General features: G+C 70.1%; 22 protein-coding genes, 2 tRNA genes and 1 pseudogene. 13 read left to right on the forward strand and 12 right to left on the reverse strand.

The window, feature by feature from the left end; all coding sequences use genetic code 11:
* The first annotated feature begins 2 nt into the window (after nucleotides 1-2).
* Entirely contained in the window at nucleotides 3-1,196 is a 1,194-nt protein-coding gene (locus tag AB0K09_RS00835) for a helix-turn-helix transcriptional regulator (protein ID WP_366063050.1), read from the forward strand.
* A gap of 160 nt (nucleotides 1,197-1,356) precedes the next feature.
* Entirely contained in the window at nucleotides 1,357-1,815 is a 459-nt protein-coding gene (locus AB0K09_RS00840) for a hypothetical protein (RefSeq protein WP_366063027.1), read from the forward strand.
* A gap of 282 nt (nucleotides 1,816-2,097) precedes the next feature.
* Here the strand turns inward: AB0K09_RS00840 and AB0K09_RS00845 are convergent, their stop codons facing one another.
* Nucleotides 2,098-3,231 (reverse strand): phage tail sheath subtilisin-like domain-containing protein, encoded by a 1,134-nt coding sequence (locus AB0K09_RS00845; RefSeq protein WP_366063028.1) that lies wholly within the window; start codon nucleotides 3,229-3,231, stop codon nucleotides 2,098-2,100.
* A gap of 155 nt (nucleotides 3,232-3,386) precedes the next feature.
* On the opposite strand from AB0K09_RS00845, the gene AB0K09_RS00850 reads away from it, so the two are divergent.
* The 3 genes from AB0K09_RS00850 (at nucleotide 3,387) to AB0K09_RS00860 (ending at nucleotide 5,785) form a co-directional block, all read left to right on the forward strand.
* Nucleotides 3,387-3,824 carry a GNAT family N-acetyltransferase gene (locus tag AB0K09_RS00850; protein WP_366063029.1) on the forward strand — a complete coding sequence of 146 codons (438 nt, stop codon included), beginning with the start codon at nucleotides 3,387-3,389 and terminating at the stop codon, nucleotides 3,822-3,824.
* A 74-nt stretch (nucleotides 3,825-3,898) separates the two neighbouring features.
* Nucleotides 3,899-5,287 (forward strand): FAD-binding oxidoreductase, encoded by a 1,389-nt coding sequence (locus AB0K09_RS00855; protein ID WP_366063030.1) that lies wholly within the window; start codon nucleotides 3,899-3,901, stop codon nucleotides 5,285-5,287.
* A 90-nt stretch (nucleotides 5,288-5,377) separates the two neighbouring features.
* Nucleotides 5,378-5,785 (forward strand): ATP-binding protein, encoded by a 408-nt coding sequence (locus AB0K09_RS00860; protein ID WP_366063031.1) that lies wholly within the window; start codon nucleotides 5,378-5,380, stop codon nucleotides 5,783-5,785.
* Between the two features lie 19 nt (nucleotides 5,786-5,804).
* Here the strand turns inward: AB0K09_RS00860 and AB0K09_RS00865 are convergent, their stop codons facing one another.
* The gene (locus AB0K09_RS00865; RefSeq protein WP_366063032.1) at nucleotides 5,805-7,082 is read right to left on the reverse strand and encodes a serine hydrolase domain-containing protein; all 1,278 of its coding nucleotides are present in this window, start codon (nucleotides 7,080-7,082) and stop codon (nucleotides 5,805-5,807) included.
* A 155-nt stretch (nucleotides 7,083-7,237) separates the two neighbouring features.
* On the opposite strand from AB0K09_RS00865, the gene AB0K09_RS00870 reads away from it, so the two are divergent.
* Nucleotides 7,238-7,879, forward strand: a complete 642-nt coding sequence (locus AB0K09_RS00870; protein ID WP_366063033.1) for a hypothetical protein — start codon at nucleotides 7,238-7,240, stop codon at nucleotides 7,877-7,879.
* Between the two features lie 65 nt (nucleotides 7,880-7,944).
* Here the strand turns inward: AB0K09_RS00870 and AB0K09_RS00875 are convergent.
* Nucleotides 7,945-8,022 (reverse strand) — tRNA-Arg (locus tag AB0K09_RS00875).
* A 1,221-nt stretch (nucleotides 8,023-9,243) separates the two neighbouring features.
* On the opposite strand from AB0K09_RS00875, the gene AB0K09_RS00880 reads away from it, so the two are divergent.
* The gene (locus tag AB0K09_RS00880; protein ID WP_366063034.1) at nucleotides 9,244-11,409 is read left to right on the forward strand and encodes a hypothetical protein; all 2,166 of its coding nucleotides are present in this window, start codon (nucleotides 9,244-9,246) and stop codon (nucleotides 11,407-11,409) included.
* A 98-nt stretch (nucleotides 11,410-11,507) separates the two neighbouring features.
* Here the strand turns inward: AB0K09_RS00880 and AB0K09_RS00885 are convergent, their stop codons facing one another.
* The 5 genes and pseudogenes from AB0K09_RS00885 to AB0K09_RS00905 form a co-directional block, all read right to left on the reverse strand.
* On the reverse strand, nucleotides 11,508-12,119 hold the full coding sequence (locus AB0K09_RS00885; RefSeq protein ID WP_366063035.1) for a DUF4145 domain-containing protein: 612 nt from the start codon (nucleotides 12,117-12,119) through the stop codon (nucleotides 11,508-11,510).
* A 313-nt stretch (nucleotides 12,120-12,432) separates the two neighbouring features.
* Nucleotides 12,433-12,813 carry a hypothetical protein gene (locus AB0K09_RS00890; protein WP_366063036.1) on the reverse strand — a complete coding sequence of 127 codons (381 nt, stop codon included), beginning with the start codon at nucleotides 12,811-12,813 and terminating at the stop codon, nucleotides 12,433-12,435.
* Nucleotides 12,814-12,826: 13 nt separating this feature from the next.
* A pseudogene (locus AB0K09_RS00895) lies at nucleotides 12,827-13,175 on the reverse strand (ATP-binding protein); the annotation flags it as partial.
* A gap of 346 nt (nucleotides 13,176-13,521) precedes the next feature.
* Nucleotides 13,522-13,594 (reverse strand) — tRNA-Arg (locus tag AB0K09_RS00900).
* Nucleotides 13,595-13,605: 11 nt separating this feature from the next.
* Nucleotides 13,606-14,889, reverse strand: coding sequence for a M6 family metalloprotease domain-containing protein (locus AB0K09_RS00905; protein WP_366063037.1), 1,284 nt, complete (start codon nucleotides 14,887-14,889; stop codon nucleotides 13,606-13,608).
* A 167-nt stretch (nucleotides 14,890-15,056) separates the two neighbouring features.
* Between AB0K09_RS00905 and AB0K09_RS00910 the strand changes: the two genes are divergently transcribed.
* Both AB0K09_RS00910 and AB0K09_RS00915 read left to right on the forward strand, forming a co-directional pair.
* Nucleotides 15,057-15,698: a helix-turn-helix domain-containing protein gene (locus AB0K09_RS00910; RefSeq protein ID WP_366063038.1), complete on the forward strand. Its 642-nt coding sequence runs from the start codon at nucleotides 15,057-15,059 to the stop codon at nucleotides 15,696-15,698.
* 157 nt (nucleotides 15,699-15,855) lie between these two features.
* Nucleotides 15,856-17,364, forward strand: a complete 1,509-nt coding sequence (locus AB0K09_RS00915; RefSeq protein ID WP_366063039.1) for an MFS transporter — start codon at nucleotides 15,856-15,858, stop codon at nucleotides 17,362-17,364.
* 158 nt (nucleotides 17,365-17,522) lie between these two features.
* Here the strand turns inward: AB0K09_RS00915 and AB0K09_RS00920 are convergent, their stop codons facing one another.
* On the reverse strand, nucleotides 17,523-18,056 hold the full coding sequence (locus AB0K09_RS00920) for a MarR family transcriptional regulator (RefSeq protein ID WP_366063040.1): 534 nt from the start codon (nucleotides 18,054-18,056) through the stop codon (nucleotides 17,523-17,525).
* Between the two features lie 112 nt (nucleotides 18,057-18,168).
* On the opposite strand from AB0K09_RS00920, the gene AB0K09_RS00925 reads away from it, so the two are divergent.
* Nucleotides 18,169-18,924 carry a class III extradiol ring-cleavage dioxygenase gene (locus AB0K09_RS00925; RefSeq protein ID WP_366063051.1) on the forward strand — a complete coding sequence of 252 codons (756 nt, stop codon included), beginning with the start codon at nucleotides 18,169-18,171 and terminating at the stop codon, nucleotides 18,922-18,924.
* Nucleotides 18,925-18,962: 38 nt separating this feature from the next.
* Here the strand turns inward: AB0K09_RS00925 and AB0K09_RS00930 are convergent, their stop codons facing one another.
* Both AB0K09_RS00930 and AB0K09_RS00935 read right to left on the reverse strand, forming a co-directional pair.
* The gene (locus tag AB0K09_RS00930; protein WP_366063041.1) at nucleotides 18,963-20,024 is read right to left on the reverse strand and encodes a questin oxidase family protein; all 1,062 of its coding nucleotides are present in this window, start codon (nucleotides 20,022-20,024) and stop codon (nucleotides 18,963-18,965) included.
* Between the two features lie 501 nt (nucleotides 20,025-20,525).
* Complete coding sequence (locus tag AB0K09_RS00935; protein WP_366063042.1) at nucleotides 20,526-20,969, reverse strand: hypothetical protein; 444 nt, start codon at nucleotides 20,967-20,969, stop codon at nucleotides 20,526-20,528.
* Between the two features lie 437 nt (nucleotides 20,970-21,406).
* On the opposite strand from AB0K09_RS00935, the gene AB0K09_RS00940 reads away from it, so the two are divergent.
* Nucleotides 21,407-22,444, forward strand: a complete 1,038-nt coding sequence (locus AB0K09_RS00940) for a sigma-70 family RNA polymerase sigma factor (protein ID WP_366063043.1) — start codon at nucleotides 21,407-21,409, stop codon at nucleotides 22,442-22,444.
* Between the two features lie 104 nt (nucleotides 22,445-22,548).
* On the opposite strand, the gene AB0K09_RS00945 is transcribed toward AB0K09_RS00940, so the two are convergent.
* The gene (locus AB0K09_RS00945) at nucleotides 22,549-23,526 is read right to left on the reverse strand and encodes a YafY family protein (RefSeq protein ID WP_366063044.1); all 978 of its coding nucleotides are present in this window, start codon (nucleotides 23,524-23,526) and stop codon (nucleotides 22,549-22,551) included.
* Nucleotides 23,527-23,625: 99 nt separating this feature from the next.
* On the opposite strand from AB0K09_RS00945, the gene AB0K09_RS00950 reads away from it, so the two are divergent.
* Together AB0K09_RS00950 and AB0K09_RS00955 are read left to right on the forward strand one after the other, a co-directional pair.
* Nucleotides 23,626-25,119, forward strand: coding sequence for an MFS transporter (locus tag AB0K09_RS00950; RefSeq protein WP_366063045.1), 1,494 nt, complete (start codon nucleotides 23,626-23,628; stop codon nucleotides 25,117-25,119).
* A 179-nt stretch (nucleotides 25,120-25,298) separates the two neighbouring features.
* Nucleotides 25,299-26,360, forward strand: a complete 1,062-nt coding sequence (locus tag AB0K09_RS00955) for a transporter (RefSeq protein ID WP_366063046.1) — start codon at nucleotides 25,299-25,301, stop codon at nucleotides 26,358-26,360.
* Nucleotides 26,361-26,531: the final 171 nt, after the last annotated feature.

The raw sequence follows: 26,531 nt of genomic DNA on the forward strand, positions 1-26,531 counted from the left end.
GCATGCAACTCCTCCGCACCCGAAGGGGAATTCCCCGCACCGTCCTCGCCGGCCTGCTCGGCAAGTCCCCCTCGTGGGTGAAGCAGATCGAGAACGGAAGGCTGCAGACGCCGAAGCTCGACGTGATCCTGCGGATCGCCGAGATCCTCCGCGTGCGCGACCTCGCCGAACTGACCGGCGACCAGAGCACGAGCGTCGATCTGTTCGCAGGCCCCGGACACGCACGGTTGCCCGCCGTCCGCGAAGCGGTCGACGCTTTCCCGCAGACGACGTCGGCCCCGGCTCCGCCCGTCGCCGAGCTGCGGTCCCGCCTGGCCTACGCCTGGCGCGCACGCCACTCCGCACCGCACCACCGCGACGTCATCGGTGCCCTGCTGCCCGATCTCATCCGTGACGCCCAACTCGCCGCCCGCGAGGCCGACACGGCGGCCGACCGCCGCACGGCCCAGGCCGCCCTCGCGGAGGCGTACAGCCTCAGCCAGTTCTTCCTCGCCTACCAGCCTGACCCCGCCCTGCTCTGGCGGGTGGCCGAGCGCACCATGGTCGCCGCCCAGGAATCCGAGGACGCGCACATCATCGGTATCGCGGCATGGCTCACGACACAGGCGCACCGCGACTCCGGCTACGCACACTTCGACGCCGCCGACGCCGTCAACCTCGCGACCCTCCGTTACCTCGAACCTCTCCTGCCCGGCGCCTCCGACGACGTCCTCGCCATCACGGGCGCTCTCACCTTCGAGGCCGGATACACCGCAGCCCGGCGGGGCGACAGCGGCACCGCATGGCGCCACTGGGACACCGCCCGCGCCATGGCCGACCGTCTGCCGGGTGACTACTACCACCCCGTGACGTCGTTCTCCCGTGCCGTCATGGGGGCGCATGCGGTGACCGTTGCGGTGGAGCTGCACGCGGGCGGCGAATCCGTACGCCAGGCGGCGGCAGCCGACGCGGCGACCATCCCCTCCCGCCCCCGCCGGGCCCGGCACCGCATCGAGGAGGCCCGCGCCTACCAGCTGGCCGGGCAGCCGGAAACCGCGCTCACCACACTGGACAAGGCTTTCGAAGCCGCCCCCGAAACCATTCGCTACAACGGGTTCGCACGGAAGATCATCCTTGAGGAGTCGGAGTCAAAGAGCCCGAACCGCCGCCGTCAGGCAGCTCAACTGGGCGTGAGGCTCGGTCTCCTGGCTGCCTGACACCGCTGGTGTGAGGGGGCACAATCCGTGCCCTCTCGGCAACGTGCGGCGACCTACGGTCGTGTCCGGACCCTTCTCGGACGATGACCTGGGGGAGAGACGTGCACGTCAAGCGATACGAGTGTGCCGCCGCGAGGCGGCCCGGCTGCGGGGCGGGCCGATGACCGACATGGCGCGCTGGCTGGCGCAGGCGGCTGCGGATCCGAATGCTGCCTTGAGCGAGTGGGGGTTGGGTCGTTCGGCTCAGTTGGTGGTGGGGCGGCGGTGGGATCTGGTGGAGACGGGCTTCTGGTTGTCGCGTCTGGCGAGGACGTGGCTGCGGGAGAACGGCTGCCATGTCGGGGTGTATTTGGTGGCTGGTGCGGAGCACAGTACGTGGTGGCCGGTGCCGTTGGGGACGGGGTACCGGCTGGTGGGGGTGTTCGGGGCGACGGTTCATCCGGCGGGGTGGGAGTTGCGGGCGCCGGCGCCCTGCAAGTACCTGGCGGACCGGCTGTGGATCCTGCCGTTCGAGAACCCCGGCCAGTGCACGACCCTCACCGCGGCCGCGGACCTGCGCGCCGCGCTGCAGGCTGCGGAGGAGCAATTGCAGGGACGGGCGGAACATGTTCTGACGTGAGCTGCTCGTGGCAGCCGGTTGTGGGACATGCTGGGTGCGTTGGGCGGATACGCAGTGGGCGATGCTCAGGGCGTCTCTGGGGTAGGGAGGCGGAGAGGTCCGTTATGTCGCGGTCGGTGAGAGTGATGAAAACGCCGGGGATGCGGTGAGGAAGTCGCAGGTCACGGAGTCTGCTCCCCGCGCACGCGGGGAGGGCCGCCTGGGCCTGACCGCCTCGGTGAGCGTAGGCGGCTGCTCTCCGCGCACGATCGAATCGCGGGGAGGCGGGGGTGAGCGCCGCGCCTACAGCTCCTCCGCCTGTCCTGCCGCCTGGCTGACGTCGAAGCGCACGAACTCCGCCGGACGCATCGGCGCCACCCCAATACTGGCGATCACGTCGCCCCGGTCGGTGCTGTTGTTCGTGCGGTCGCAGGTGACGTAGAACGCCTCCTCTGCCGTCCTGCCGTGCAGGGCCCCCGCTTGCCACTGCTCCGTGAGGAAGCCTTCGACGGCCGTACGCATCGCATCCCACAGCTGCTCGTTGTTCGGCTCGAAGACGGCCCAGCCCGTGCTCTGCACGATCGAGTCGCGCAGGAAGTTCACGTAGCGCCGGACGTTGAGATGGCGCATGTGGGGGTCGCGCGAGAGCGTACTGGCGCCCCACACCGTGGGCGTCCGCTGCGGGAAGGCCCGCAGGACGTTGACGGACGCCTCGGTCAGGGTCGTCAGCTCCTTCTCGCTGAGCTCGCGCTCCAGGCCGAGCGTCCCTACGAGCGACTCGTTGGCGGGAGCCTTGTGCACGCCGCGCCCCGCGTCGGTGCGGGCCCAGGCGCCGGCGACGTGTCCGACGGGTGGGGCGCAGGTGGGGGTGTCCCCGGGGCCCGGCACCCGCACCCACGGGTAGTAGACAGCCGTGAACTCGCGGGCCCGGTCGCCGAGACCGAGCCGCTCGGGAACGGCGGCGGCCTCCCCCACGCTCAGGCCCTCCGGGGTGTGGAGCAGCGCCACGCGGTTGCCCATGGCGACGCAGTGGTCGGCGACCTGCTGGGCGATGTCCGGGGCGGCCTCCGGGACGCTCCACAGGTCGGGGACGGCGATGACGTGGACGTCGGAGTGGGATTCGAGAGCCGCCAGCGCGCTCTGCAGGTCGAGGTTGTCCGCATCCGCGTCGGGCGGGGCGACGTTCACGACGTAGCAGGGGCCGCCCCCGTTGGCGAAGTGGCCGTTGACGCAGTCGCGCGTGGTGGAGGGCCCCTTCTCGGGAAAGGCGGCGTCGAAGGCGGCCCGGTCGCGGACGAGCACCGGATCCTCCGGCCCGCCGGGCAGGGAGCCGAGGAAGGCGGGCGTGGACGTAGCGGCGCCCTCGATCATGCGGACGCCGCCGGCGACCTCCTGGACGAAGACACCTGGGGCCATCACACGCTTCTCGGAGGTCATGGGCGGGGCTGCTCCTTCGCTCCGGCAGGGCCGGCGGGTCCGGGACGGGCATCCCGAGCGTCCCCGGGACGCGGGCGGCCCATTCGGCAGGGGCGCACGGTTAATCCGTTCGGGCAGCAAAATTCGATCTCCGCGCCGGTGCGCTAGTTGCTTGGATGGGTGGCATGGACACGCTGCACATCCGTTCCGCCGTTCCCGCCGACCTGGAGGCGGTCCTCGCCTTCTGGGCGGTGGCGGCGGAAGGCACGAGCATCAGCGACGACCCGAACGGGGTCAGCCGGCTGATCGAACGGGACCCCGAGGCGCTGCTGCTCGCCGAGTGCGAGGGCGAGCTGGTCGGCACGGTGATCGCCGGCTTCGACGGCTGGCGCTGCCACCTCTACCGCCTCGCCGTGCACCCTGCCCACCGCCGCCGGGGCGTGGCGAGGGCCCTGCTGGCCGCCGCCGAGGAGCGGTTCGTCGCCCTGGGCGGGCGACGCGGCGACGCCATGGTGCTGGACCGCAACAAGCTCGCCCACCAGGCGTGGGACGCGGCCGGCTACGCACCCGAGCCGCAGTGGAGCCGCTGGGTCAAGCACCTCGAACGCGCCTGAATTGCACCCCTCACCCACCGGCGGGACCCTGGAACTGCCAGCTCCTCGTCCCGCTGGGGGCGGCCATGACCAGCATGGACAGCGCAACCCTCGCCGCGGCAAGCGAAGCGCTCCGCGGCCCCGTCATCGGTCCGCAGGACCCCGCCTACGACGGCGCCCGGACCGTCTACAACGCGATGATCGACAAACGGCCCGGGGCGATCGTCCGGTGCGCGGACGCCGTCGACGTTGTCGACGCCGTCCGCTTCGCCCGTGATCACGGGCTGGACCTCGCCGTACGCGGCGGCGGGCACAGTGGGCCCGGGCTCGGGCTCGTGGACGGGGGGATGACGGTCGACCTCGCGCCGATGCGGTGGGTGCGGGTGGCACCCGCGGCGAGGATCGCCCAAGTGGGAGGCGGCAGCCTGCTCGGGGACCTGGATCACGCCGCGGGCGGCTTCGGGCTCGGCACGCCCGCCGGGATCGTCTCGACGACCGGCGTCGGCGGCCTCACGCTCGGCGGCGGGCACGGGTACCTCACCCGCCGGTACGGGCTGACCATCGACAATCTGCTCGGCGCCGACGTCGTGCTCGCCGACGGCAGCCTGGTCAGCGCCAGCGAGGTCAGCCACCCGGAGCTGTTCTGGGCGCTACGCGGGGGAGGCGGGAACTTCGGGGTCGTCACCTCCTTCACCTTCCATCTGCACCCGGTGGGGACCGTCGGCCTCGCCCTCACCCTCTGGCCCCTCGAACGGCTCCATGACGTGCTGCGCTGGTACCGCGAGTTCCTCCCGCAGGCGCCGGACGACGTGTACGGGTTCTTCGCCGTGCTCACCGTGCCGCCCGCGCCGCCGTTCCCGGAGAAGATCCACGGGCGGAAGATGTGCGGCGTCGTGTGGTGCCGCACCGGCGATCAGGACCGCATCGAGGACGGCGTCCGGGACGTGCTCGCCGCGGCGGACGAGCCGGGACGGCCGGCCTTCGGGTTCGGTGCGCCGATGCCGTACACCGCGGTGCAGAGCATGTTCGACGAGCTGCTTCCGCCAGGGCTCCAGTGGTACTGGCGCGGCGACTTCTTCGACGAGATCCCGGACGCCGCGCTCGATGTGCACCGCACGTACGCCGAGGCGCTGCCCACCCCGCTGTCGACCATGCACCTCTACCCCGTCGACGGGGCCGCCCACCGGCTCGGCCGCGGCGACACCGCGTGGAGCTACCGGGACGCCCGGTGGTCCGGCGTGTTCGCCGGTATCGACCCCGACCCGGCCAACGCCGGCGCCGTCCGGCAGTGGTGCGTCGACTACTGGCAGGAGATGCACCCCTACTCCATGGGCGGCGCGTACGTGAACTTCATGGGCGCGGGCGAGGGCGAGGAGCGCGTACGGGCGACCTACCGCGACCACTACGACCGGCTCGCGCGCGTCAAGCGGACGTACGACCCGGAGAACGTCTTCCACGTCAACCAGAACATCCGGCCCGCCTGAAGCCCGACGGGCGACGTGTCCCGTTCGCCCACCCGATCGTTCTCGTCGCAGGAGCCCAACCGTCATCACCGGATCACTGGAGGAGCCCTGATGCGACGAGTCCTCGCTGCGGCCACGCTGGCCGCCGCCGCCCTGACCGTGGGGGCCGCGGGATCGGCCGGTGCGGCCCAGACGGCGGCCGGTCTGCCGAGGCTCCCGGACCTCGGCGCGCTGACCGCCGTCGACCCCGGCGCCCTGGGCGACACGGTGGACGGGGCCGCGCAGCAGACGACGGGGCTGGTCGGCGAGGCCGGTGGCAGGGCGGTCAGGAAGGCGGTGCCGACGGTGGGCCGTACGGGCGGCACGGCCGTCCGCACGACGGCGGTCGGCGCGCGGCGGATCACCCGTGACACGGCCGGTTCGGCCGCCGCCATCCTGGGCGAGACGGCACGCTCGGCCGACAGCGGCGGGCTGCCGACGCATGTGCTGCCGAAGCGGCTCCCCGCCGTCACCGGCTGACGGCGGGGAGCCCGGCGGCTCAGATGCGGCTGTCCTCGACGGCCGGAACGGTGCCGCGCGTGCCGCCGCCACCCGCGGTGAACGAGGTGGCGGGCTGCTTGCCGCAGAACGCGGGCTCCAGCGTGCCCATCAGGCCCTGCGTGACGGCGCCGTTGTTGGACGCGTTGGCGAAGGCCACGACCGTCCGCTTGCCGTCCTTGGTCGCGAACGACTGCGTCTGGAAGCCCTGGACGATGCCGCCGTGCCCGTACACCTTGCCGCAGGACAGGGCGATCTCGCGGACGCCCAGCCCGTAGCTGATCTTCGCCGTGGGGGTCGGGATCGCGGTCGTCATCTGCCGCAGCGAGTCGTCCGAGACCAGGCCGCCGGCGCTGCCGGCGACCAGGGCGGTCAGAAAGCGGTCGAGGTCGGCGGCGCTGGAGATCACCGCGCCGGCGGTCCCGACCCACGAGCCGGTCTGCTCGGTCGAGTCCAGCAGCGGCTTGCTGCGGTCGTCGTTCGTCAGGTAGCCGGTGACGTGCGGACCGGCGATGCGCTTGTCCGGCACGACGTACGAGGTCCGGCGCAGCTTCAGCGGCTCGATGACCTGCTCGCGCAGCACGTCGGCGTACGGGCGGCCGGTGAGGTGCTCGACGGCCATGCCGAGCAGTGTGAAGTCGGTGTTCGAGTAGGCGTAGGCGGTGCCCGGCGGGTATTGGATGCCGTGCTTCACCGACATCGCCACGAGGGCCTTGGGGTCGTAGACGTTGTTGCGGATGCGCTGCTCGTAGACCTGGGTGGTCTCCTCGCCGGGCTGTTCGAGGAGGTCGTTGGTGTGGTCGTAGACACCGGCGCGGTGCTCCATCACCTGACGGACCGTCATAGCCCAGTCGCTCGGCAGCGTTCCGGCCGGCAGGTAGTCGCGCATCGGCCTGTCCAGGTCGATGCGGTGCTGCTCGGCGAGGCGCATCACCAGGACCGAGGTGAACATCTTGGTGTTGCTGCCCACCCGGAACCGCCAGCCGGCGTTCATGGGCGTGCCGGTCTTGAGGTCGGCCTTGCCCAGGCTCAGCGTCTGGTCGGCGCCGGGGTTGCGGTGGTCCTTGATCACGGCGAACGCGCCCGGCGCGCCCGCGTCCAGCGTGCGCTGCAACGCGGCGCGCACGCCCGCGCTGTCCGGCGCGACCGCCCCCTGGGCACCCTGTGCGCCCCGCGCGCCCTCCCGCCCCGCGGCGGACGCGTCGACCGCGCCCCCCGCCACCATCACCGCGACGACCGCGGCCGCGGCGGCCGTGCGTACCAATCCGGATCTCGCCATACGGAGCTCCCCTGCTCTCGTGACCAGACACCATGCGAAGCGTGATCGTATCGGTCGGAAGGTGTCATTCCGGCTATATGGAAAGTCCGGCTGCATGGAGAGATCGATGACGCTTGTCACTGCCGAGACGCGTAACGTGCGGCGAGGCTGGCGGCGTGTCCTTTGCGAAAGTCCCCGACGACGATCACATGTCCGTGGGCGCGGTGAACCCGCGCCGCAGTTCCGCTGCCGCCTGGAGTGCGGAGATGTTGCGCGATCTGGCCTTGTGGTCGGGGCGCCGTCCGTTGGAGCCGGCGGACGGGCAGCGGTTCATCCCTCATTCCGCCGACGCGCGGATGGTGGTCTGGGCCGTGGCTGCCACCGACCTCGTCACCGGCCTGCCCATCGACACGATCGTTCCGACGGCGCTCCGCGCGCTCCACATCCTGTGGACGGTCGTCCTCCTCGTGCTCTCGCTCGGGTTCTGCGCGATGACCGTGCGCACGCCGCACATGATCGACGGTCCGGTGCTGCGCATCCGTACGGGGCCCTTCAGGGAGCTGGCGATCCCGCTCACGGCCGTGCGCTCGGCACGGCGCGCGCACGGTTCCGCGCCGGGGCACGGGCTGCGGCGTGTACCGGACGACGAAACGGCCGTGGCCTGCTCGGTGACGAGCGCGACCAGTGTCGTGCTCGAACTCGACCGGCCGGTTCCGGTGCGGCTGCGCCGCGGGGGAGTGGTGACGGCCGAGCGCGTCCACTGGGCCGCTGACGACCCGGCGGCGGCCGTACGACTGGTCAATGCCGCGGTGACGTAGGGCGCGAAGTGACGCCGGACGACGCGAACGGCCCCGGACCATGATCGGTCCGGGGCCGTTCCTGCTGGTGCCCCCGGGCAGATTCGAACTGCCGACACCCGCTTTAGGAGAGCGGCTGGGGTGTCCTACTACTGACCTGGGGCTTCGATACCTGATGCGTTGGCTGACAACTCGACCGCTCTCAACCGCTGTTGACCGTAGCTGACCCCTGGATCTGGCACGGTCATGGGACGAACCTTGGCCGACGACAGTCAGCCACGACGGAGGGCGCGCCGACCGACCACGCACCCGTGTGCCTCGCTGCACCCCCACCGGCCTCAGCCACGCTGCCATGCCGTCGTCCAGAGCAAGCCGTGCCGGCGGAAGCGTAGCGGTGAGACCTTGGGTGATGCCCTCTTCGTCCCGAAGCAAATTGGGTGAGGGCCCTGCCTGGGGCTGGGACAGCTCTCACCTGTGCTGATGGTCCGCGGACGTCCGCGCTTGTTCGCTGTTGTGCGTGGGCGTTGTCGCGCAGTTAGACACTCACACAGCGGACGTGGCATGCGCTTCAGTCGCCCGCGAACCACAAGTAACTGCCTGGGGTGGCTGCGCACTCCTCCAGCATCGTTGCGAGGTTCCCAGTGCGGCTAGCTGACGTTCATCGTCACATCTCTGCCTTAGGCCGTGGATCTCCTGGAGGGCGGCTGCGGCCTCCTGCTCGTTCATCAACATGCCCCCGTACGGATCTACGGCAGTGAGCCTCCCCAGCACTCCAAGGAGCTGGAGCGAGCCGAGCGCATCGGCCAGCGCGTCGCCGTGCTCGTAGGAACTCCGCAGGAGTGTCACGCGGGACTTGCGCCAGTTGTTGTGAGCCGGCCGTGACGAGTGCAGCTCCAGATCGATCCCCATGCCTCATGATGCACACGCTGTGCCGCTGGACAGCCGCCCGTGACCTGCGGCCACACGTGGTCAAAGCTCCCCGCTCGCCGGTGTCTTCTTGCCCTGGGTGTTGTCGGGGAGCTTGGTGAGCTGGGTTTTCGCTGGCCAGGGGCAGTGGGCACGGGTGCCTGCTTGGTCGTCATTGGCCACTGTCGAGCGACCTCGGACGGCCCGGGGGCGGCCAGCCTTGCCGCCCTCGGCGACGGCGGACACCCTTGCTGCGTCCCCTCTGCACCTCAGCCGACGACAGTCAGCCACGACGGCGGGGACGCCGACCGACCCAGGCGCACGTGTGCCTCACTGCACCCCCCACCGGCCTCCACCACGTTGCCGGTGTCGTCGACCTCGTAGTCAACCCAGGCAGGCAAAAGAATGGATCCGAGGACAGGAGGCGGCTTGGCATGTTATGCATGTGAGTTCACGTGATCTGCGGGTGGGGAGAAGGCGTGCTTCTTAGTGATCTGGCTAATCTTTGCGGTGTGCAAGGATCCTGGGTCGGTTTGATCTCAGACTCAAAGGGTGTACGAGAGGAACGCAAACCGAAGGAAAACTATGTCATTCCTGAGATTCGCATTACGCATGACAGTGCCCCGGTGACTCCCTCGCTCATCCTGATCACGGCGCCAGCTGCCGTAGGAAAAACAACAGCAGCGCGCTACTTGAGTAACACACTTAAGGCACCCATCGTCGACCTTTCGACACTTCACGTAGGAAGCAACGCACTCGAAGGGGCGTTGTGGAAGTCAATGGGTCCAGGAAAAGCTGGAAAATTTGTCGAAGAAATGAAGGGTGGCTGCGCGACCCTGATCATTGATGCGCTTGACGAGGCGGAGATCCGATCCGGCCAAGCGAACTTCCAGGCCTTTCTCCGGGACGTGGCCGAAACCGCATCCGATATGTCGGATAACCCTGCAATGATCATGCTCTCCCGAGCTGAAAGCGCGCGGTCCTTGACCGAGCTATTCAAGGAGCGGAGTCTCCAGTACTCCCACTTCGAGATTCTTCCCTTCGGGCGCGCCCAAGCGGAAACGTACTTGGATGCTCGAATGGTCGAGGTGTACGCAGCTTCGGGGAAAGAACCTGTGCACCGCCGCTACCTTGCTCCCTATGAAAAAGCTCGCGATACCCTGTTCTCTCTCTTGGCTTCTGTCATCTCTAGCCGAAGCTCAGATATCTGGGAAGATCCATCTGTCCGAGATTTCCTCGGATATGCACCGGTCTTGGACGTCGCTGCAGAATTTCTGGCGGTGGACAATTTCACATCGCTGCATCGAGACTTCTCGTCATCGGAAGCGGCAGAGGGAACAGCGCATTGGCACCTAGTCGCGCAGGTAATTGACCATCTCCTGGTTCGAGAACAAGATAAGTTTGTAACTCAGTTCGTTGAAACTATGGAGTTCGAATCATTTGGGGATCGTCGGCTGTCGGCTGCCCTGTATGCCCCCGAGGAGCAGTGCACACGCCTCCTTGACTATGTAGAAAACATTCCGACATCGGTAGAGCTGCCGGCCCATCTGCCTGAGCGGCTTCGGGACCCCTACGAAGCGGCTGTTACAGCGCAGCTGGTAAACCACCCCTTCTTGCGCGGTTCTGAATGGTTCAACGTAATCTTTCGTGATTACGTGACGGCGCGATCTCTAGCTAGCGTCACGACTGCAGGTGATGCTGGGGTGTCAATTCGAAGTCGGCTACTCTCTTCTGAGTGGAAGCATTCGCCGATGTTTGCGTATTTCACGCATGCTCTTACGCGAGTTAAGGGGGTTTCGGTCAGCACTTGCCACTCTGAACTATTCGGCGCCCTCTACGAATCCTTCAAGTCGATGTGTGTTGCAGGTGACACCCTGCACTTCACGGCAGGGAGGACTGGCAACAGACTGCTAGCGTCTTACGCCGTATCGTCAAAGCCGCAAGATGAGATGATTTTTACTATGGGGCCCCTTGACTTTGCGTCGTACGAGGGCAGCCTGACACTGACGTTTCCGCGCGAGTTGAGTAACGCGGAGATTTACGAGGTGCCGGAGGTGATGCTCGGGGGCGAGGGAAGTTCCTTCAAATTCGGGCCGAGTGTCAACGTCGTCTGCCACGACCTGCTCGTCGTGGCTAAAGACGTCCAGGTGTTCGGCACAGGGAATGAAGCCGAAATGCCGGTCCTGCTCAACGCTGCCAATCTCATCAGCGAGAATGTGAAGATCCGGGTCGAGTCCGCACAACTCCACGTGCTCTGTGATGACTTGTATTACCCCTGGACGCAATATCAGAAGAAGCTGAACCCTTCCAAGCCGCACTCAAATGCCCGCGAGGCGTCGGCCTTGTATCTGGAATTGCGGCGCATTGTGTTGCGATTCAAAGACGCCAAAAAGGGGGAAGCCGCCCTCTTCCAGCCATTCGTTGACAACCTTATTATCGGTGAGAACCGGCGGGCACGTACTGCACTCGACTTTCTGCAAAGCATTGGCTGCGTGGAAGTGCGAAACAGTATGTATCTGCTCGATCTCGCGGAGTTCGCCAAGCTGGGTATTTCGCGACCTCAGCTTCGGGAGCTTGAAATGTCTGAGGCCGTGGCAGCCGTCAGTCAGAGGCTCGTCGAATTTGCGTCGCGAAGAGGGCGATAGTTTTCGGGTTCAAGTCGTCGCCCTTGCGCGGGTGAAGTGGGCCCTGCTGCCTCATAGCGCAACAGGGCCATTAATTCGCGCCTTAAGTCGAGTTGCCCTTACTTTGTGCCGTTCTTCGCTAGCTCGTCAAGTTCACCCGGCACCTCGAAGAGGTTTCGGAGAAGTTGGGTTGTGAAGCGAAGCGCCCGCTCTGCCGTTTCTTGGTCCACTCGTTCATCACTCGCATGGGCGCCCACATTGCCGATGGATCTGATGTGATGCAGAAGTGGCCCGAACGATTGCGTGACATGGCCGTCGGCGATCAGCTTTTCGATGCTCTTCATGAGAATCTTTTCTCTGATCTCGTAGTGGGCTGCGGCGGCTTCCAGCGTGCGCCTGAGTTGGACGGCGGCGGCGTCTGGCACGCCAACGCGAAGCACGAGTAGGGCATCGTTGTAGTAGCGCGCTACGTCCTCTGGCAGGTGGCTGATGTCCGTCTTGGCGTGAGAGGAGGTCGGCACTACCTCGTACACTTTGGTGTCGTCGCTGTCGGGGGCGCCGTGACGCACCAGAACGGCGTTTCCGCATGCTGGGCATCCGAGCGTTGCCCAAAACTTACGCTCACTCCACTTGTCAACCACTTGCTGGTCGACGTTGATGGTAGTCAGCCGGGTATTCGTGAGACCACACCACGGGCAGTCTCGGAATGAGTATCGTTCGTCCCAAGGCATGAGAAGAGACTAGCCAGGTGGCGAGAGCCAGAGAACCTTTTTCGAAAAGGTCGGTGGAGCGGCTTTGGGGGGAGCTGCTTCGGCGCAGTGATCATGGCCCCGTAAGCTTCCGGCGCCTCGGGCAGTCTGTGGACCTGCCCGGTGAAGCACGAGGTTGGCGCTGTGATCTTCGAGGCTCGCGCCAAAGTGGCTCCGTAAAGCCGCGGAGCCGACCGCCCCAGCCACGATGTACCCCTTCTCTGGCATCAGGTGGCTATTTGCTGCGCGCGGCGAGCGGAGCGAGCCGACTTGAACCCGTAGAGAAAGTTGTAACTCAGTCTGTCGGGCGGGGATGGAAGTTGTACGCGCACGCTGGGAGTTCGACTGCCTGGTGGTGTGCGAGTGGCAGGAGGAGCACCGGTCGGATCGTCCAGGTGACGCGGGTCTTGGCGTGCGTCACTGACACCGTGCACGGCTCGGCGCGCAGCAGGGCTCGCCGGGTCTCGATGCGGCCCCCGTACAGCCACTCCCACGCTTCATCCGAGGCGTCCGCATCCAGCGCAGGTGAGATCGTGCGTAGTGCGACCGCTACCCAACGGTCAGCCTGCGCTGCCGAGTACGCGTCGAACGATGCCAGCAGTGCCGGCCCTCGCTGCTCGGTCAGATCCTCGGTCCAGCACTCGCACCAGTAGCCCCACTGGGGCGGCTTCAGCATGGGGGCCTTCCAGACGGCCGTCGGCGTACAGCTCCGCGGTGACCGTGTGGCCCTGGTCGCTGTCGTGGACGACGACCCGGTGGGCGATGACGCTGACCATGCCCAGTCCCCGCCCGCGCTCGGCGTCCTGGTCCTGGTGCTCGGCCTTCGGGGCCGTGGCCGTACCGCCGTCGTCCGTGACCGACACCGCCACCACCTGAGCCGAGACGGCGACTGCCAGGTCAGCTCGCTCACGATCAGTTCGGCGTCTTCGGCTAACGGGGAGCCGCGCAGGATGGTCCAGCGGCGGGCCCGGCTCAATTCCTCGGGGAATCCTGGGCAACTCAGTCCCCAGCCCGGGCTGTACTCGTATACCCGTGCATACAAGTTCCTTCGTGCTGGTAGGCCGCCATGTGCAGCGGGTTCGGGCTAGACGAGTTTCGCGCCGTCGTGGGCGCGAATGGCCGGCGGGGGCCGGGGCGAGCACCTAATGACCCGCATGGGCCACAGCAGCTCGCGCGCCGTGCTGATCTATCAGCACATGACCAGCGACCGGGATCGAGCCATCGCTGACCGGCTCGGCGTCATGATCGGGGGCGGTGGGGGGCGGTCCCCGACCCCTCCGAGAAGGACCCTGCGGGCCCGTAGTGGCACGTCTGTGGCATGACCTCGGAAACGCCGAAGGGCCAGCCTGGGAGGAAAACCCTCCTGGGCTGGCCCTTCTCTCTGTGCCCCCGGGCAGATTCGAACTGCCGACACCCGCTTTAGGAGAGCGGTGCTCTATCCCCTGAGCTACGGAGGCAGGGGCAGCGGTCAGTGTAGCGGGTGGGAGGGCGCCGCAGGCAGGGCGGCGGTGGGGCGGGGTGCGTGGCGTGTGAGGGCCACGCGCCAGTCGCCGGACGGGGTGGGGCCCAGGACGCGGACCGTCGCGCCCTGCGTGGTGAACGTCTGGCCCGTCGTGTACGGGGCGTCGCTGAGGGGGGCGTTGACGTTCGGGTCGGTGGTGTAGCAGCCGGGGCTGTCCGGGGTGGCGTCCTCGGTGCGGACGGGGCCCGTGCCGGTGGGGCGGTCGGTGGCGACGGTGGTGATGAGGACGCCGGGGCGGCAGACCGCGTGGTCCAGGGGGCCGGGGGTGCGGGCCTCCAGGGTGAGGGCGCGGGTGGGGGAGAGGGGGACGACGGCCAGTTTGGTGCCGCCGGGGCGGGACGTGGGAGTGAGGGTGATCGTGCGGGTGCCCGGGCGGGCGAGGCAGTGGACCTCCGTGGGGGCGAGCCAGCCCAGTTTCCACTTGTGCCAGGCCAGGAAGTCGTTGGACGGGCCCCAGTCCTCGTCCATGGGGTCCCAGTGGCCGACCGGGCCGTCGTCGGTGCGGCCGGACGCGTAGTAGAGGTCGGGGAGGCCGAAGCTGTGGGCGTTCTCGTGGGCGAGGACGCGGTAGGGGCTGTCGCCGGTCTGGCGGCTCCATATGAAGGAGACGTTCTTCAGGGGCGTGCCGGCGCCGGCGAAGGTCACCGAGCGGACGTCCTCGGTGGCGGGCGGTCCGGCGTCCGGGGCGGCCAGGACGTTCACGAGGTCGAAGCGGCCGGGGTCCACGGTGCGGCCGAGGGCCGCGAGGATCTCGCGGGAGAGCGCGTGGTAGCCGTCGTCGCGGCGCGGGTCGAAGGCCGAGCCGCGCGTGATCCGGTACGCGGCGTACGGGCGCGCCATGCGGATCCAGCGCGGCACCGGCGTGGAGCGGTAGTCCAGCCGCCCGTAGGAGCTCGCCCGGTAGTAGTCGGCGACGGCCGGGAAGAACTCGGCGTACCGCTGTTGCGGGGTGATGCGGGCCGGGGCGTCGGGGAAGTCGATGAAGAGGGTGAGGGCGCGCACCGTGCCGGCCGAGCGGCTGAAGCCGTGCGGGGTGCGGGTGCTCTCGGAGACGTGGTCGGTGCGGGGGTGGAGGGCGCAGGGGCCCGAGGGGTGCCGGCCGGCGGGGGCGCCCGGGCGGGCCGGCGGCGCCTCGGGGACGGCGCGGGAGAACGGCGGGGCGGTGAGTGCCAGCGCGGTCGCCGTCAGGGTGGTGAGGGCGGTGAGGGCCAGGGGCCGCTTCGGGGCCACGGGATCAGGCTGGGGCGGGCGCTTCTTGATCGCTCCCGGAGCGCCACCGGTCGTGTGACGAGCGTCACGACGGAATCCGAAATTTCCGGGGACGTCCTCCCCGTTTATCTGACAGTCACACTCATTCGGGGAAGTGGTCCCCGGTTATTCCGTTTGAGGAGAACCCCGTGCCGGCAGCCCCGCAGCCCCGCCTGAGGGCGGACGCCCTGCGCAATCGCGAGCGGATCATCGCCGCCGCCCGCGAGGTGCTGGTCGAACACGGGTCCGAATCGTCGTTCGATGAAATCGCTCGACGCGCCGGGGTCGGCAATGCCACCCTGTATCGGCACTTCGCGGACCGCCGCGAGCTGATCCACCATGTCGCCCTGTCCGTGATGACCCGTGTCGCGGATCACGCGGAGGCGGCGAGAGCTGAGGAGCCCGATGCTTTCCTGGCGCTGAGGCGCTTCGTCCACGCCATGGCGGACGAGCGGGTCGGGGCGCTGTGCCCGCTGCTCTCCGAGGGCGTCGACAAGAGCCATCCGGAACTCCTCGAGCAGCGTGACCGGTTGGAGCGGGAGACCGAGGCCCTCATGGCCGCCGCCCGCGCGTCCGGCCGGCTCCGCGCGGACGTCGCCATCGGCGATCTGATGGTGGCCGTCACCCAGCTCACCCGGCCGCTGCCGGACAGCGGTTGTGTGAACTTCGACCAGTTCGTGCACAGGCACCTGCAGCTCTTCCTGGACGGGCTGATGGCCCCGGCCAGGTCCGAACTGCGCGGCACCGCCACGACCTTGGAGGACCTTCGCCGCATCGGAAGCGGCGGCTGAACGACGCGACCACGCGACCCGATCCGGCGACCGAGCCACGTCCCTCCGGTCCTTGGCGACCGCACCGCACCTCACCTCACCGCACCTCACCTCCCCGATTTCCGAACCACTCCTCACGAGCAGTCCCGCACTCCGCAACCGCTAGGTAGGCCCCTTCATGTCACTTCCCGAGCTCAAGCCGGACCCCGCGCGCTGGAAAGCGCTCATATTCATCGCCCTCGCGCAGCTGATGGTCGTCCTCGACGCGACCATCGTGAACATCGCCCTCCCCTCCGCCCAGGCCGACCTGCACATCTCGGACGGCAACCGGCAGTGGGTCATCACCGCCTACGCGCTCGCCTTCGGTGGTCTGCTGCTCTTCGGCGGCCGGCTGGCCGACCTGATGGGCCGTAAGCGCACGTTCGTCACCGGTCTGATCGGCTTCGCGGCCGCGTCCGCGATCGGCGGCGCCGCCGTCAACCAGCCGATGCTGATGGGCGCCCGCGCGCTGCAGGGCGTCTTCGGCGCGCTGCTCGCCCCGGCCGCCCTGTCGCTGCTCGCGGTGATGTTCACCGAGGCGAAGGAGCGCGCCAAGGCGTTCGGCATCTTCGGTGCCATCGCCGGTGGTGGCGGTGCCGTCGGTCTCATCCTCGGTGGTGTGTTCACCGAGTACCTCAACTGGCGCTGGACGTTCTTCGTGAACATCCCGTTCGCCATCGTCGCCGCCGCCGGTGCGATCGCGGTCATCCACGAGCCGGCCGGTGCCCGCAACCCGTCCAAGCTCGACATTCCCGGCGTCGTCCTGGCCACCCTCGGCCTGGTCTCGCTGGTGTACGGCTTCACCCGCGCCGAGACCGACGGCTGGACCGCCGGTCTCACCCTCGGCATGTTCGCCGCGGCCGCCGTGCTGCTGCTCGCCTTCGTGCTCGTCGAGTCCAAGGTCAAGTCGCCGCTGCTGCCGCTGCGCGTGGTCACCGACCGCAACCGCGGCGGTGTCTACGGCTCCCTCGGCCTCGCCGCGATCGGCATGTTCGGCCTGTTCCTCTTCCTGACCTACTACCTCCAGGTGGTCAAGGGCTACAGCCCGGTCAGCACCGGTCTGGCGTTCCTGCCGATGATCGCCACGATGATCGCCGGTTCGACGCAGGTCGGCGCCCGGCTGATGACCCGCGTCCCGCCGCGCTGGCTGATGGGCCCGGGCTTCCTGCTGGCCGCCGTCGGCATGCTGCTGCTGACCCGTATCGACATGGACACCTCGTACGCGTCGGGCATCCTGCCCGCGCTGCTGCTGATGGGTCTGGGCATGGGTACGGCCTTCATGCCGGCCATGAGCCTGGCCACGCACGGCGTCCAGCCGCGTGACGCCGGTGTCGCCTCCGCGATGGTCAACACCTCGCAGCAGGTCGGCGGTGCGATCGGTACGGCCCTGCTGAACACCATCGCCGCCAGCGCCACCACCGACTACTTCAAGTCGCACATGACCCCGGCTGCCGCGGGCAACCCCAAGCTGCTGCAGTTCCAGTCGATGGTGCACGGCTACACCACCGCCATCTGGTGGGCGGCCGGCATCCTGACCCTGTCGGCACTCATCGCCGCCGTCTTCGTCAACACCGGCCCGCAGAGCGGCCCCGCCGCCGCCGGTGAGGGCGACCAGGCCGAGGACGCGATCCCGGTCATGGCCCACTGAGCCGACGGCCACCGATCGGTTCTGCGGCTTGCGGAGTACGTACGGAGTACGCACGGAGTACGCGCGGACGAAGGCCCCCGCCTCCCTCGTGGAGGCGGGGGCCTTCGCCGTGTGCGGCCCGGGGCCGTGTGCGGCCCGGGGCCGTGTACGGCCCCGGCTCAGCGCAGCCAGGGGACGTCCGCGCCGGCCGGCTCCAGGCCGGAGGCGATGATCCGGCACATCTCCCCGAACTGGGCCGCCTGTTCCGGCGTGAGACGGTCGAAGACGGCGGCCCGGACGGCCGCGACATGGCCCGGCGCGGACCCGCGCAGCATCGCGAAGCCCTCGTCGGTGAGGACCGCGAGCTGGCCGCGCTTGTCGGAGGGGCAGTCCTCGCGGCGCACCCAGCCGTTCTTCTCCAGGCGGGCGATCGCGTGCGACAGCCGGGAACGGGTGATCTTGGCGGACTCGGCGAGCTCGGTCATCCGCATGCGGCGCCGTGGCACCTCGGAGAGCTGGACGAGCAGGCCGTAGTAGATGTGCGGCATCCCGGCGTCGCGCTGGAGCTGGCGGTCGAGGTGGTCCTCCAGGAGCGTCGAGGCGTGCCGGTAGGCCCGCCAGGTCTCCTGCTCCTGGGCGGTCAGCCAGCGGGGCGCCGGCTGCCCTTCGCCTTCCGCACGGTCGTCGGGGTCCGGCGCGGGTCGGTTCGTCATGGCATCCACTGTTCCACTCGCGGTCCATTCACCTGAATGCTTGAAGTTTAAAGAAAGTAGGGCTACGGTCGATACCGTGCAGGCTCCAGACATACACCCCGTTTCCGGGCGGATGCCCGCCCTCTACCTCTCCCACGGCGCGCCCCCGCTCGCGGACGACGCCCTCTGGCCCGGCCAGCTGGCGGCCTGGTCGGCCGGGCTGCCCCGGCCCACCGCGATCCTGATGGTCTCCGCCCACTGGGAGGAGGCCCCGCTCGCCCTGGGGGCCACCGAGACCGTGCCGCTGGTCCACGACTTCTGGGGCTTCCCCGAGCACTACTACCGCGTGCGGTACGCCGCTCCCGGCGCTCCCGGCCTGGCCGAGCGCGTCCGCAGGACGCTGCGCGGCGCGGGCACGCCCGTGCAGGACATGCCGGACCGGGGGCTCGACCACGGCGCGTACGTGCCGCTCGTCGAGATGTACCCGGACGCGGACGTGCCCGTGCTCCAGATGTCACTGCCCACGCTCGACCCGGCCCGGCTCATGGAGACCGGGCGCCGGCTCGCGCCGCTGCGCGACGAGGGCGTGCTGATCGTCGGCAGCGGCTTCTTCACCCACAACCTCGCCGCGCTGCGGCATTCCGGTGTGCCCGGCTGGTCGGCGGAGTTCGACGCGTGGGGGCGTGAGGCGCTCGACGCCCAGGACGTCGACGCGCTGCTGGACTTCGCCCACAAGTCCCCCGCGGGCGCGCTCGCCCACCCCCGCACCGAGCACTTCGCGCCGCTGTTCGTGACCCTCGGCGCGGCCGAGGACGAACTGGACAGCCAGCGCAGCGTCATCGACGGCTTCTGGATGGGTCTGGCGAAGCGGTCCGTTCAGTTCGGCTGATCGTCCGGCCGATTGCCCGGCTGATTGTTCGGGGTTTGTCAGGTCAGCGGCTCGATCAGCTCGCAGGCGCGCGCCACGGCGGCGCACGCGGCGGGGCCGCCGACGTCCAGCGCGGTGTCCGCCAGCTTGATCACGTGCTCGTCGCCGTGTGCGGCGGCCCGCTCGAAGGCGTCCTCGGCGCTCGCCGGCGCGCCCGTCACGGGCGGCAGCGGCTCGGCCGGCACGTATGCGGCGGTCACCGCCGCGCTCGCCTCCCACGCCGCCGCCAGGCTCGGCGCCCACAGCTCGCGGGGCAGCGCCGGGAGGGTGCGCAGCACGCCGTTCGGCGCGGTCGCCGTGTGGACGAGCATCACGGCGTCGCCGTGCGCGTAGTCCGGGTAGCGCCGGGTCGCCGCCCGGACGAGCTCCGCGAGCAGCTCCCGGGCGTCCTCCGGGCCGGCCGGGGGACGGAGGGTGCTCGCGTCGGCGGGCCAGCCGGGCACGCGGGGCAGGCGGGCGAACCGGGCGCGGATGCCGCCCTCCTCGTCCGGGTCGGCGAGCGCCGGTACGGCCGCCAGCGCCGGCTCCGGCGCGTCGCCCCGGCCGGTTCGCGCGAGCGAGACCGGCACGGCGAGGGGCTGGTGGCGGGCGGCCCAGTAGCCGAGCGCGTGCGCCAGCTCGGCGGTACGGGGCGCGGTCTCCCGGCCGGCGAGCAGGGTGCGGACGGCGTGCCCGACGCGGATCACGGGATGCGTGGATCCGCCGCAGATCCCGGGCAGCAGGCGCGGCCACCAGGTGACGAGGACGTCGCGCCAGGGCCGCTCGGCGACCTCGTCCGCGAAGTAGGCGATCCAGTCGCCCAGCCGGGCCGGATCGCCGAGCGCTTCCCGCCAGTTGGCGCCGGTGACGCGGGTGGTGGGGGAGGTGCCGGGCAGCTCTTCGAGGCGCCGGCGGTAGACGTCCAGCCAGGGGTGGACGCCGCTCGTGCGCCCTCTGCGCACGAGCGCTTCCACGGCCATCGGGGCGTGATTGGTCAACCACCCCTGAAACTCGGGCCCGGCGCGGTGCACGCGTTGCAGGGCCTCGTCCAGGGTGCCGCTGGGGTCGATGTCCTGAGCCATGCCGCTCACGCTAGGTGGAACGGGGGTACGGGGGGAACGGGGCGCGGGGTTCCTTCCCCACCCACCCGCCCTTCCCCGCTGCCGCGAGCCGCCCCGGCGGGGGCCGGCCCACTCGCCCCCGCGGCGGTGTTCGGCCACCGGCTACGTGTTCGGCGGCGCCGTTCCGGCGGGGGCGCCGGGCCGGGCCCGGCCCGGCACCGCCGGGCTGGGCGGCGGTGGTTGCTCGCCGTTGCGGCGGGAGGGATGGGCGTTCGGGTCGGACTCTGGTCGGTGGGGGCGCCGGGATGCGGCCCGGGCTGGACCTGGTTCGGCGTCGCCGGGCTGGGCGGCGGTGGTTGCTCGCCGTTGCGGCGGGAGGGGAGGGTGTTCGGGTCGGACTCTGGTCGGTGGGGGCGCCGGGATGCGGTCCGGGCTGGGCCTGGTCCGGCGTCGCCGGGCTGGGCGGCGGTGGTTGCTCGCCGTTGCGGCGGGAGGGAAAGGCGTTCGGGCGCGCCGCAGGCGTCAAGGTGTAGCCGTCGGGTGGTCGTGGTTGTAGAAGACGTAGTAGCACGCCACCGCCAGGCACGCGCCCAGCAGCAGGCCGATGCTGCCGGCCCGCAGGACGGAGACGTCGCTGAGGCTGTAGAGGAAGCCCATCGCCGCGCCGAACAGCGCGCCGTTGGCGATCGCGGCCACTTCGGCGATCATGCGGTGGCGTTCGCGGATGAGGACGTGGCCCAGCCCGCCGGTGACCAGGGCGGCGACCAGGCCCTCCAGCCATGCGTGGCCCGCGGAGGCGCCGTTCTCGCCGCTGAGGAAGACCGTGTAGAGGCCGAAGGCGACGCCGCCGACCACGGGGATCACCCGAGCCGCGCGGGAACGGTGGTGGAGGACGCCGCGGGAGACCGGGCCGGGACCCTCGTGCGCGTGGCGGTGGCGCCCGGACGTGATCGCGTGTGACGGCATGACGGGGCTCCTCTCTGTCACCCCCCAGACCAGCGCACACCCGCCCCCGGACCCGGGCAAATCGATCACGCGCCGCCGAGCGGGCGCTCGTCGGTCCGGGCCGTCCTCGCAACCATCAGCCGGTGCGGGCCGTCTTGGGAGGGGGAGCGGAGCGAACGGGGTGACGTCGCATGTGACGGCCGTCTCAGGGGCGTAGCGGCGGTGGATCTCGACGAGCTCCGCCGGCTCGGCCTCGTACCCGGTCTGACCTGCGCTTCCGCCGGGATCCGCACCGTGCCGCCCCCCCTGTGTGGCCGGACAGGGTACTGCATGATCAGAAAAAAGAAGACGACTCCTGGGAATTCTGTCCGGATTACGGTCGTTCTTTCCTTCGGACGGGGCACCCGTGACAGGAAGCTCTCTCCATCCCGCGACCGTCTCATCGCAAGGGAGTACGCATGGCAACCCGTGCCGTCGCCCGTCGTCAGACCGCAGCCAAGGGGTCCGAAGCCCAGACGGCTCCGGCGGCTCCGGCACCCGACGAGGCAAGCAGTGTTCGCGCGGCAGGCGGGGAGATCGCCGATCGCGACCTGGTCGGCATGTACCTCGACGAGATCGCGCGTACGCCCCTCCTCGACGCCGCCAAGGAAGTCGAGCTGTCGCAGACCATCGAGGCGGGCGTCTACGCCCAGCAGATCCTCGACGGCCTGGAGGACGGCGGGGCCAAGGCCGGCGAGGCCTCGCGCGAGGAGCTGGAGGCGATAGCCGCCGAGGGCGCCCGCGCCAAGGACGTCTTCATCAAGTCCAATCTGCGCCTGGTCGTCGCCGTCGCCCGCCGTTACCCGCGCAGCGGACTGCCGCTGCTCGACCTGATCCAGGAGGGCAACGCCGGCCTGGTGCGCGCGGTCGAGAAGTTCGACTACACCAAGGGATTCAAGTTCTCCACGTACGCGACGTGGTGGATCCGGCAGGCGATCACCCGCTCGATCGCCGACCAGTCCCGGACGATCCGGCTGCCCGTCCACCTGGTGGAGGAGCTCGGCCGCATCCGGCGTGTGCAGCGCGAGTTCAACCGGGAGCACGGCCGTGAGCCGGAGCACGCGGAGATCGCCGTCGAGCTGGACACCACGCCCGAGCGCGTCGGCGACGTCCTCGACTGGGCCCGCGACCCGGTCAGCCTGAACATGTCCGTGGACGACGAGGGCGAGACCCAGTTCGGCGACCTGCTGGAGGACACCTCCGCGGTCTCGCCGGAGCAGTCCGTGCTCGCGCTGCTGCGCAGCGAGGAGCTGGAGAGTCTCATCGGCCGGCTCGACCACCGCACCGCGTCGATCATCAAGGCGCGCTACGGCATCGAGGACGGCCGTGAGCGCACCCTCACCGAGGTGGGCAAGCAGCACGGCCTCACCCGGGAGCGGATCCGGCAGATCGAGAAGCACGCGCTGCTGGAGCTCAAGAAGATGGCCCACGACACCGGGTTCGACGCGGCGGCGTAACAGGGCATACCATCGGATACCGGACCCTCGGCGCTTCCCCCCCCTGCGCCGGGGGTCCTTCTCCGCGTCCGGGCCCGGATTCCGGCCCGGCTTCCCGCCCGGAGTCAGCGGGCCTCGGCGCCGGCGGCCCGGGTGAGGCGGCTGCCCAGGCCGTGGAGGTGGGTGATCAGCTCCGGCGGCTCGTGGACCGTGAAGTCGCAGTCGAGCATCGCCAGCCGGAAGGCCATCCACTCCAGGGAGTCCGCCGTGGTGACCTCCAGGCGGCAGGTGGTGTCGTCGACGGGGACGGGCGTGCCGACCGCCTGCGGGAGGCGGGCGGCGACCGTGGCGGCCGGGGCGTGCAGGGTGGCGACGACGCGGTACGTCGGCTGGAGACGGGACATGGAGCGGCTCATGAACTCCGCCGCGTCGGCGGCCGGCAGCTCGCGCGGGGTGAAGCGCGCGCCCGTGGCGAAGGGGTCGCTGACGCGGTCGACGCGGAAGGTGCGCCAGTCGTCGCGGTCGAGGTCGTAGGCGACGAGGTACCAGCGGCGCCCGGTGCTGACCAGCCGGTGCGGCTCGACGAGCCGCTTGGTCTCGGTGCCGTCGCCCGTGCGGTAGGCGAAACGCAGCCGCTCCTGGCCGGTGGCGGCGGAGGCCATGACGGTGAGCGTGTGCGGATCGACGGTCGTGCCGTCACCCGCGCCCCAGATCAGTGGCACGGTCGCGGCCTGGAGGGCGGCGACGCGGTGGCGCAGCCGCGACGGCAGCACCTGTTCGAGCTTGGCCAGGGCCCGTACGGACGCCTCCTCGATGCCGTCGACGGCGTGGCCGGCGCCGGCGCGCAGGCCGACGGCGATGGCCACGGCCTCCTCGTCGTCGAGGACGAGCGGCGGCATGGCGGCGCCGGCGGCGAGCCGGTAGCCGCCGACGGCGCCCATGGTCGCCTGGACGGGGTAGCCGAGGTCGCGCAGCCGCTCGATGTCCCGCCGGATGGTCCGCGGGCTCACACCGAGGCGCTGGGCGAGCTCGCTGCCCGGCCATTCGCGCGGGGTCTGGAGGAGCGAGAGCAGGGTCAGCAGCCGTGCCGGGGTGTCGGTCATGTCACCCAGCCTCCCAGTCATCTAGGACACACTCTGGCCTACACCCCCGTTACTTTTGCGATGAATCCCCGGAGCCGTAAGAGGAAAGGCAATACCCCTGTGACCACCGCCAACGATTCGCCCCTCGCCCAGGACGGCGACCGCCGCCGGTGGCTGGCGCTCGCCGTCGTGATGACCGCGTCCTTCATGGACCTGGTCGACGTGACCATCGTCAACATCGCCATGCCGAGCATCCAGAAGGACATCGGGGCCTCGTTCAGCGTGCTCCAGTGGATCACCGAGGGGTACGCGCTCGCGTTCGCGGCCGGTCTGATCACCGGCGGCCGGCTCGGTGACATATACGGACGCCGGCGGATATTCCTGCTGGGCATGTCCGGCTTCACGCTCGCATCGATGCTGTGCGGCATCGCCGGCGACCCGCAACTGCTGGTCGCGGCACGGGTGTTCCAGGGCGCCACGGCGGCGCTGATGGTGCCCCAGGTGCTGGCGATCGTGCACGCCACCTTCCCCGCGCACGAGCGCGGCAAGGTGTTCGGCATGTTCGGCGCGGTCGTCGGGCTGGGCGCGGTGTCCGGGCCGATCCTGGGCGCGCTGCTGACCCAGTGGAACCTCTTCGGCCTGGAGTGGCGCCCGATCTTCCTGGTCAACCTGCCCGTCGGCATCGCCGGCCTGCTGCTCGGCCGCCGCTACATCTCGGAGTCGAAGGCGCCGCGCGCGCTCAAGCTCGACCTGCCCGGCGTCGTGCTGGCCACGGGCGGTCTGCTGATGCTGCTCTACCCGCTCACCCAGGGCCGTGAGCTGGGCTGGCCGCTGTGGGGCAACCTGTGCATGGCGGGCAGCGCGCCGGTGTTCGTCGCGTTCGTGGCCTACGAGCGGTACAAGACCCGCCGGGACGGCTCGCCGCTGGTCGAGCTGTCGCTGTTCAAGGTCAAGAGCTTCGCGGCCGGCATCGGCGTCGAGGTGGCCTTCGGCATCGCCTGCGGCATCTTCTTCCTGATCTGGACGCTCTACATGCAGATCGGCCTGGGCTGGAGCCCGCTGCGCGCGGGCCTGACCGGCATCCCGTTCTCGATCGCGGTCTCCGCCGCGGCGGGCGTGTCCGTGCAGAAGCTCGTGCCGCGCTTCGGGCGCAAGGTGTTGCAGGCCGGGGCCGTCTCCATGGCGGTCGGCGTGCTGCTCTACATCTGGGAGACCGAGCACTTCGGCCTGGGCATCAAGCCCTGGCAGATGGCGCTGCCGCTGGTCGTCATGGGCCTGGGCATGGGTCTGATCGTCGCGCCGCTGACCGAGGCGGTCATCGCCGAGGTGCCGCGCGAGCACTCCGGCTCCGCGTCCGGTCTGATCAACACCACGCAGCAGCTGGGCAACGCGGTGGGTCTGGGCCTGGTGTCCGTGGTCTTCTTCAACGCCCTGGACGAGCGGGCGGTCGCCCACGGACGGGCCGGGGAGGCCTTCGCGGCGGCGTTCCGGCACGGCATGTGGTGGGTCGCCGGGGTGCTGGGCGTGGTCCTGCTCCTGATGTTCGCCCTGCCGCGCAAGGCGCCGGCGGCGGAGGTCCCCGCGGGGGCCGACATGGAACCGGCCGCGGTCTAGCGGAGCCGGCCTCCACGCGCTCCCTCCCGAACCCCCGGGCCATCTGTTTCCGCAGGTGGCCCGGGGGTTCGGCGTTTTCGTGCCGTCACCCGGCGGGTCGTGGAGCGAATCGGGCGATTTGACGGCGTTCGAAAGTCGCCCGCATCATTCCACTAAGGGCTTAGTGAAAAGGGGTGGAGATGATCAGACTGGGGGAGGGCCGGGGCGCCGCGGCGCTCACCGAGACCGGGCTCGGCCGCGGGTTCCGTCACCGCGCGGCAGGGGGAGGCGGCATGAAGGGCACCTGGTGGCTGGCCTGGCGCCAGCAGCGCGCGCTCGTCCTGACCGCGGCCGTCGTCCTCGCCGTCTGCACGGCCTGGGTCGCCTGGCGGCGGGCGGACATGACGGCCTTCATCGACGCCCACCACCTCCGGGTGGACCTGTGCAAGGGCTGGGACCCCGAGGAGTGCCGCACCGACGTCGACGCCGTCGAACAGCTGCTGCGCGACAACACCGACGCCATCCGGGCCCTCGGCGCCCTCAGCGCCGCCGTGCCGGTGCTCGTCGGCCTGTTCTGGGGCGCGCCCCTGATCGGCCGTGAGCTGGAGAACGGCACGGCCAAGCTGGCGCTCACCCAGGGCGTCGGCGCCGGCCGCTGGTTCACCGCCCGCTTCGCGCTGGCCGCCGCCTGCGCGCTCGCCGGCTCGGCGGTCCTCGCCGCGCTCGTCGCCTGGTGGTGGGCGCCGGTCTCCAACGCCCTGGACGGCCTCTACTGGTACGACGGCTTCCTCTTCAACGCGACCGGCCCGGCCGCCATCGCCTGCGCCCTCTTCGGCCTGGCCGCCGGCACCGCCGCCGGGGTGCTGCTGCGCCGCACCCTGCCCGCGATGGGCGCGGCGCTCGCCGGGATCGTGGTGGTACGGGTGCTGCTCGGCGCCTTCCGGGCGGACTGGGTCGCGCCCACCGCGCGCGTCACGCCGGGCATGACGCCGAAGAAGTACGTCGGCAGCGCCTGGTCCACCGGCGACTTCGGCTACCTCGATGCCGCCGGGCGCGAGTACTCCATCGCCCGCTACTGCCAGACGTCCGGCGCCGACCTGAAACGGTGCATGGCCGAACACGGCTTCGTGGCCCGCTACCACAAGGTCCACCCGGCGGGTGACTTCTGGACCGTCCAGTGGATCGAGACGGCCCTGTACGGGGGCCTCGCGGCCGGGCTGACGGTACTGACGTGGGTCTGGCTGCGACGCCGGCTGGTCTGACGCGGCCCCCAGGGGGCAAGCCCCTGCCCTTTCCCGCCGCGGTGAAGTGCCCTGCGGCCCGGTGCGGACACCGCCGGGCCGGTTGTGACGGGCTGAGCGCCGTGGCGGCGGGGAAATGCCGGGGGCAAGCCCCCGGACCCCCTTCCCGCCGCGGCGGGGGTCCGGCGGAAT

The sequence above is a fragment of the Streptomyces sp. NPDC049577 genome (assembly GCF_040675635.1).
Lineage (GTDB): Bacteria > Actinomycetota > Actinomycetes > Streptomycetales > Streptomycetaceae > Streptomyces.

Coding starts and splice junctions, on each gene's coding strand:
- AB0K09_RS00925 (WP_366063051.1), top strand. CDS start 18,169: ATGCCCGCCCTCTACCTCTCCCACGGCGCGCCCCCGCTCGCGGACGAC.
- AB0K09_RS00930 (WP_366063041.1), bottom strand. CDS start 20,024: ATGGCTCAGGACATCGACCCCAGCGGCACCCTGGACGAGGCCCTGCAA.
- AB0K09_RS00860 (WP_366063031.1), top strand. CDS start 5,378: ATGCGACGAGTCCTCGCTGCGGCCACGCTGGCCGCCGCCGCCCTGACC.
- AB0K09_RS00940 (WP_366063043.1), top strand. CDS start 21,407: ATGGCAACCCGTGCCGTCGCCCGTCGTCAGACCGCAGCCAAGGGGTCC.
- AB0K09_RS00915 (WP_366063039.1), top strand. CDS start 15,856: ATGTCACTTCCCGAGCTCAAGCCGGACCCCGCGCGCTGGAAAGCGCTC.
- AB0K09_RS00855 (WP_366063030.1), top strand. CDS start 3,899: ATGGACAGCGCAACCCTCGCCGCGGCAAGCGAAGCGCTCCGCGGCCCC.
- AB0K09_RS00865 (WP_366063032.1), bottom strand. CDS start 7,082: ATGGCGAGATCCGGATTGGTACGCACGGCCGCCGCGGCCGCGGTCGTC.
- AB0K09_RS00935 (WP_366063042.1), bottom strand. CDS start 20,969: ATGCCGTCACACGCGATCACGTCCGGGCGCCACCGCCACGCGCACGAG.
- AB0K09_RS00920 (WP_366063040.1), bottom strand. CDS start 18,056: ATGACGAACCGACCCGCGCCGGACCCCGACGACCGTGCGGAAGGCGAA.
- AB0K09_RS00955 (WP_366063046.1), top strand. CDS start 25,299: ATGATCAGACTGGGGGAGGGCCGGGGCGCCGCGGCGCTCACCGAGACC.
- AB0K09_RS00890 (WP_366063036.1), bottom strand. CDS start 12,813: ATGCTGAAGCCGCCCCAGTGGGGCTACTGGTGCGAGTGCTGGACCGAG.
- AB0K09_RS00885 (WP_366063035.1), bottom strand. CDS start 12,119: ATGCCTTGGGACGAACGATACTCATTCCGAGACTGCCCGTGGTGTGGT.
- AB0K09_RS00850 (WP_366063029.1), top strand. CDS start 3,387: ATGGGTGGCATGGACACGCTGCACATCCGTTCCGCCGTTCCCGCCGAC.
- AB0K09_RS00835 (WP_366063050.1), top strand. CDS start 3: ATGCAACTCCTCCGCACCCGAAGGGGAATTCCCCGCACCGTCCTCGCC.
- AB0K09_RS00840 (WP_366063027.1), top strand. CDS start 1,357: ATGACCGACATGGCGCGCTGGCTGGCGCAGGCGGCTGCGGATCCGAAT.
- AB0K09_RS00945 (WP_366063044.1), bottom strand. CDS start 23,526: ATGACCGACACCCCGGCACGGCTGCTGACCCTGCTCTCGCTCCTCCAG.
- AB0K09_RS00845 (WP_366063028.1), bottom strand. CDS start 3,231: ATGACCTCCGAGAAGCGTGTGATGGCCCCAGGTGTCTTCGTCCAGGAG.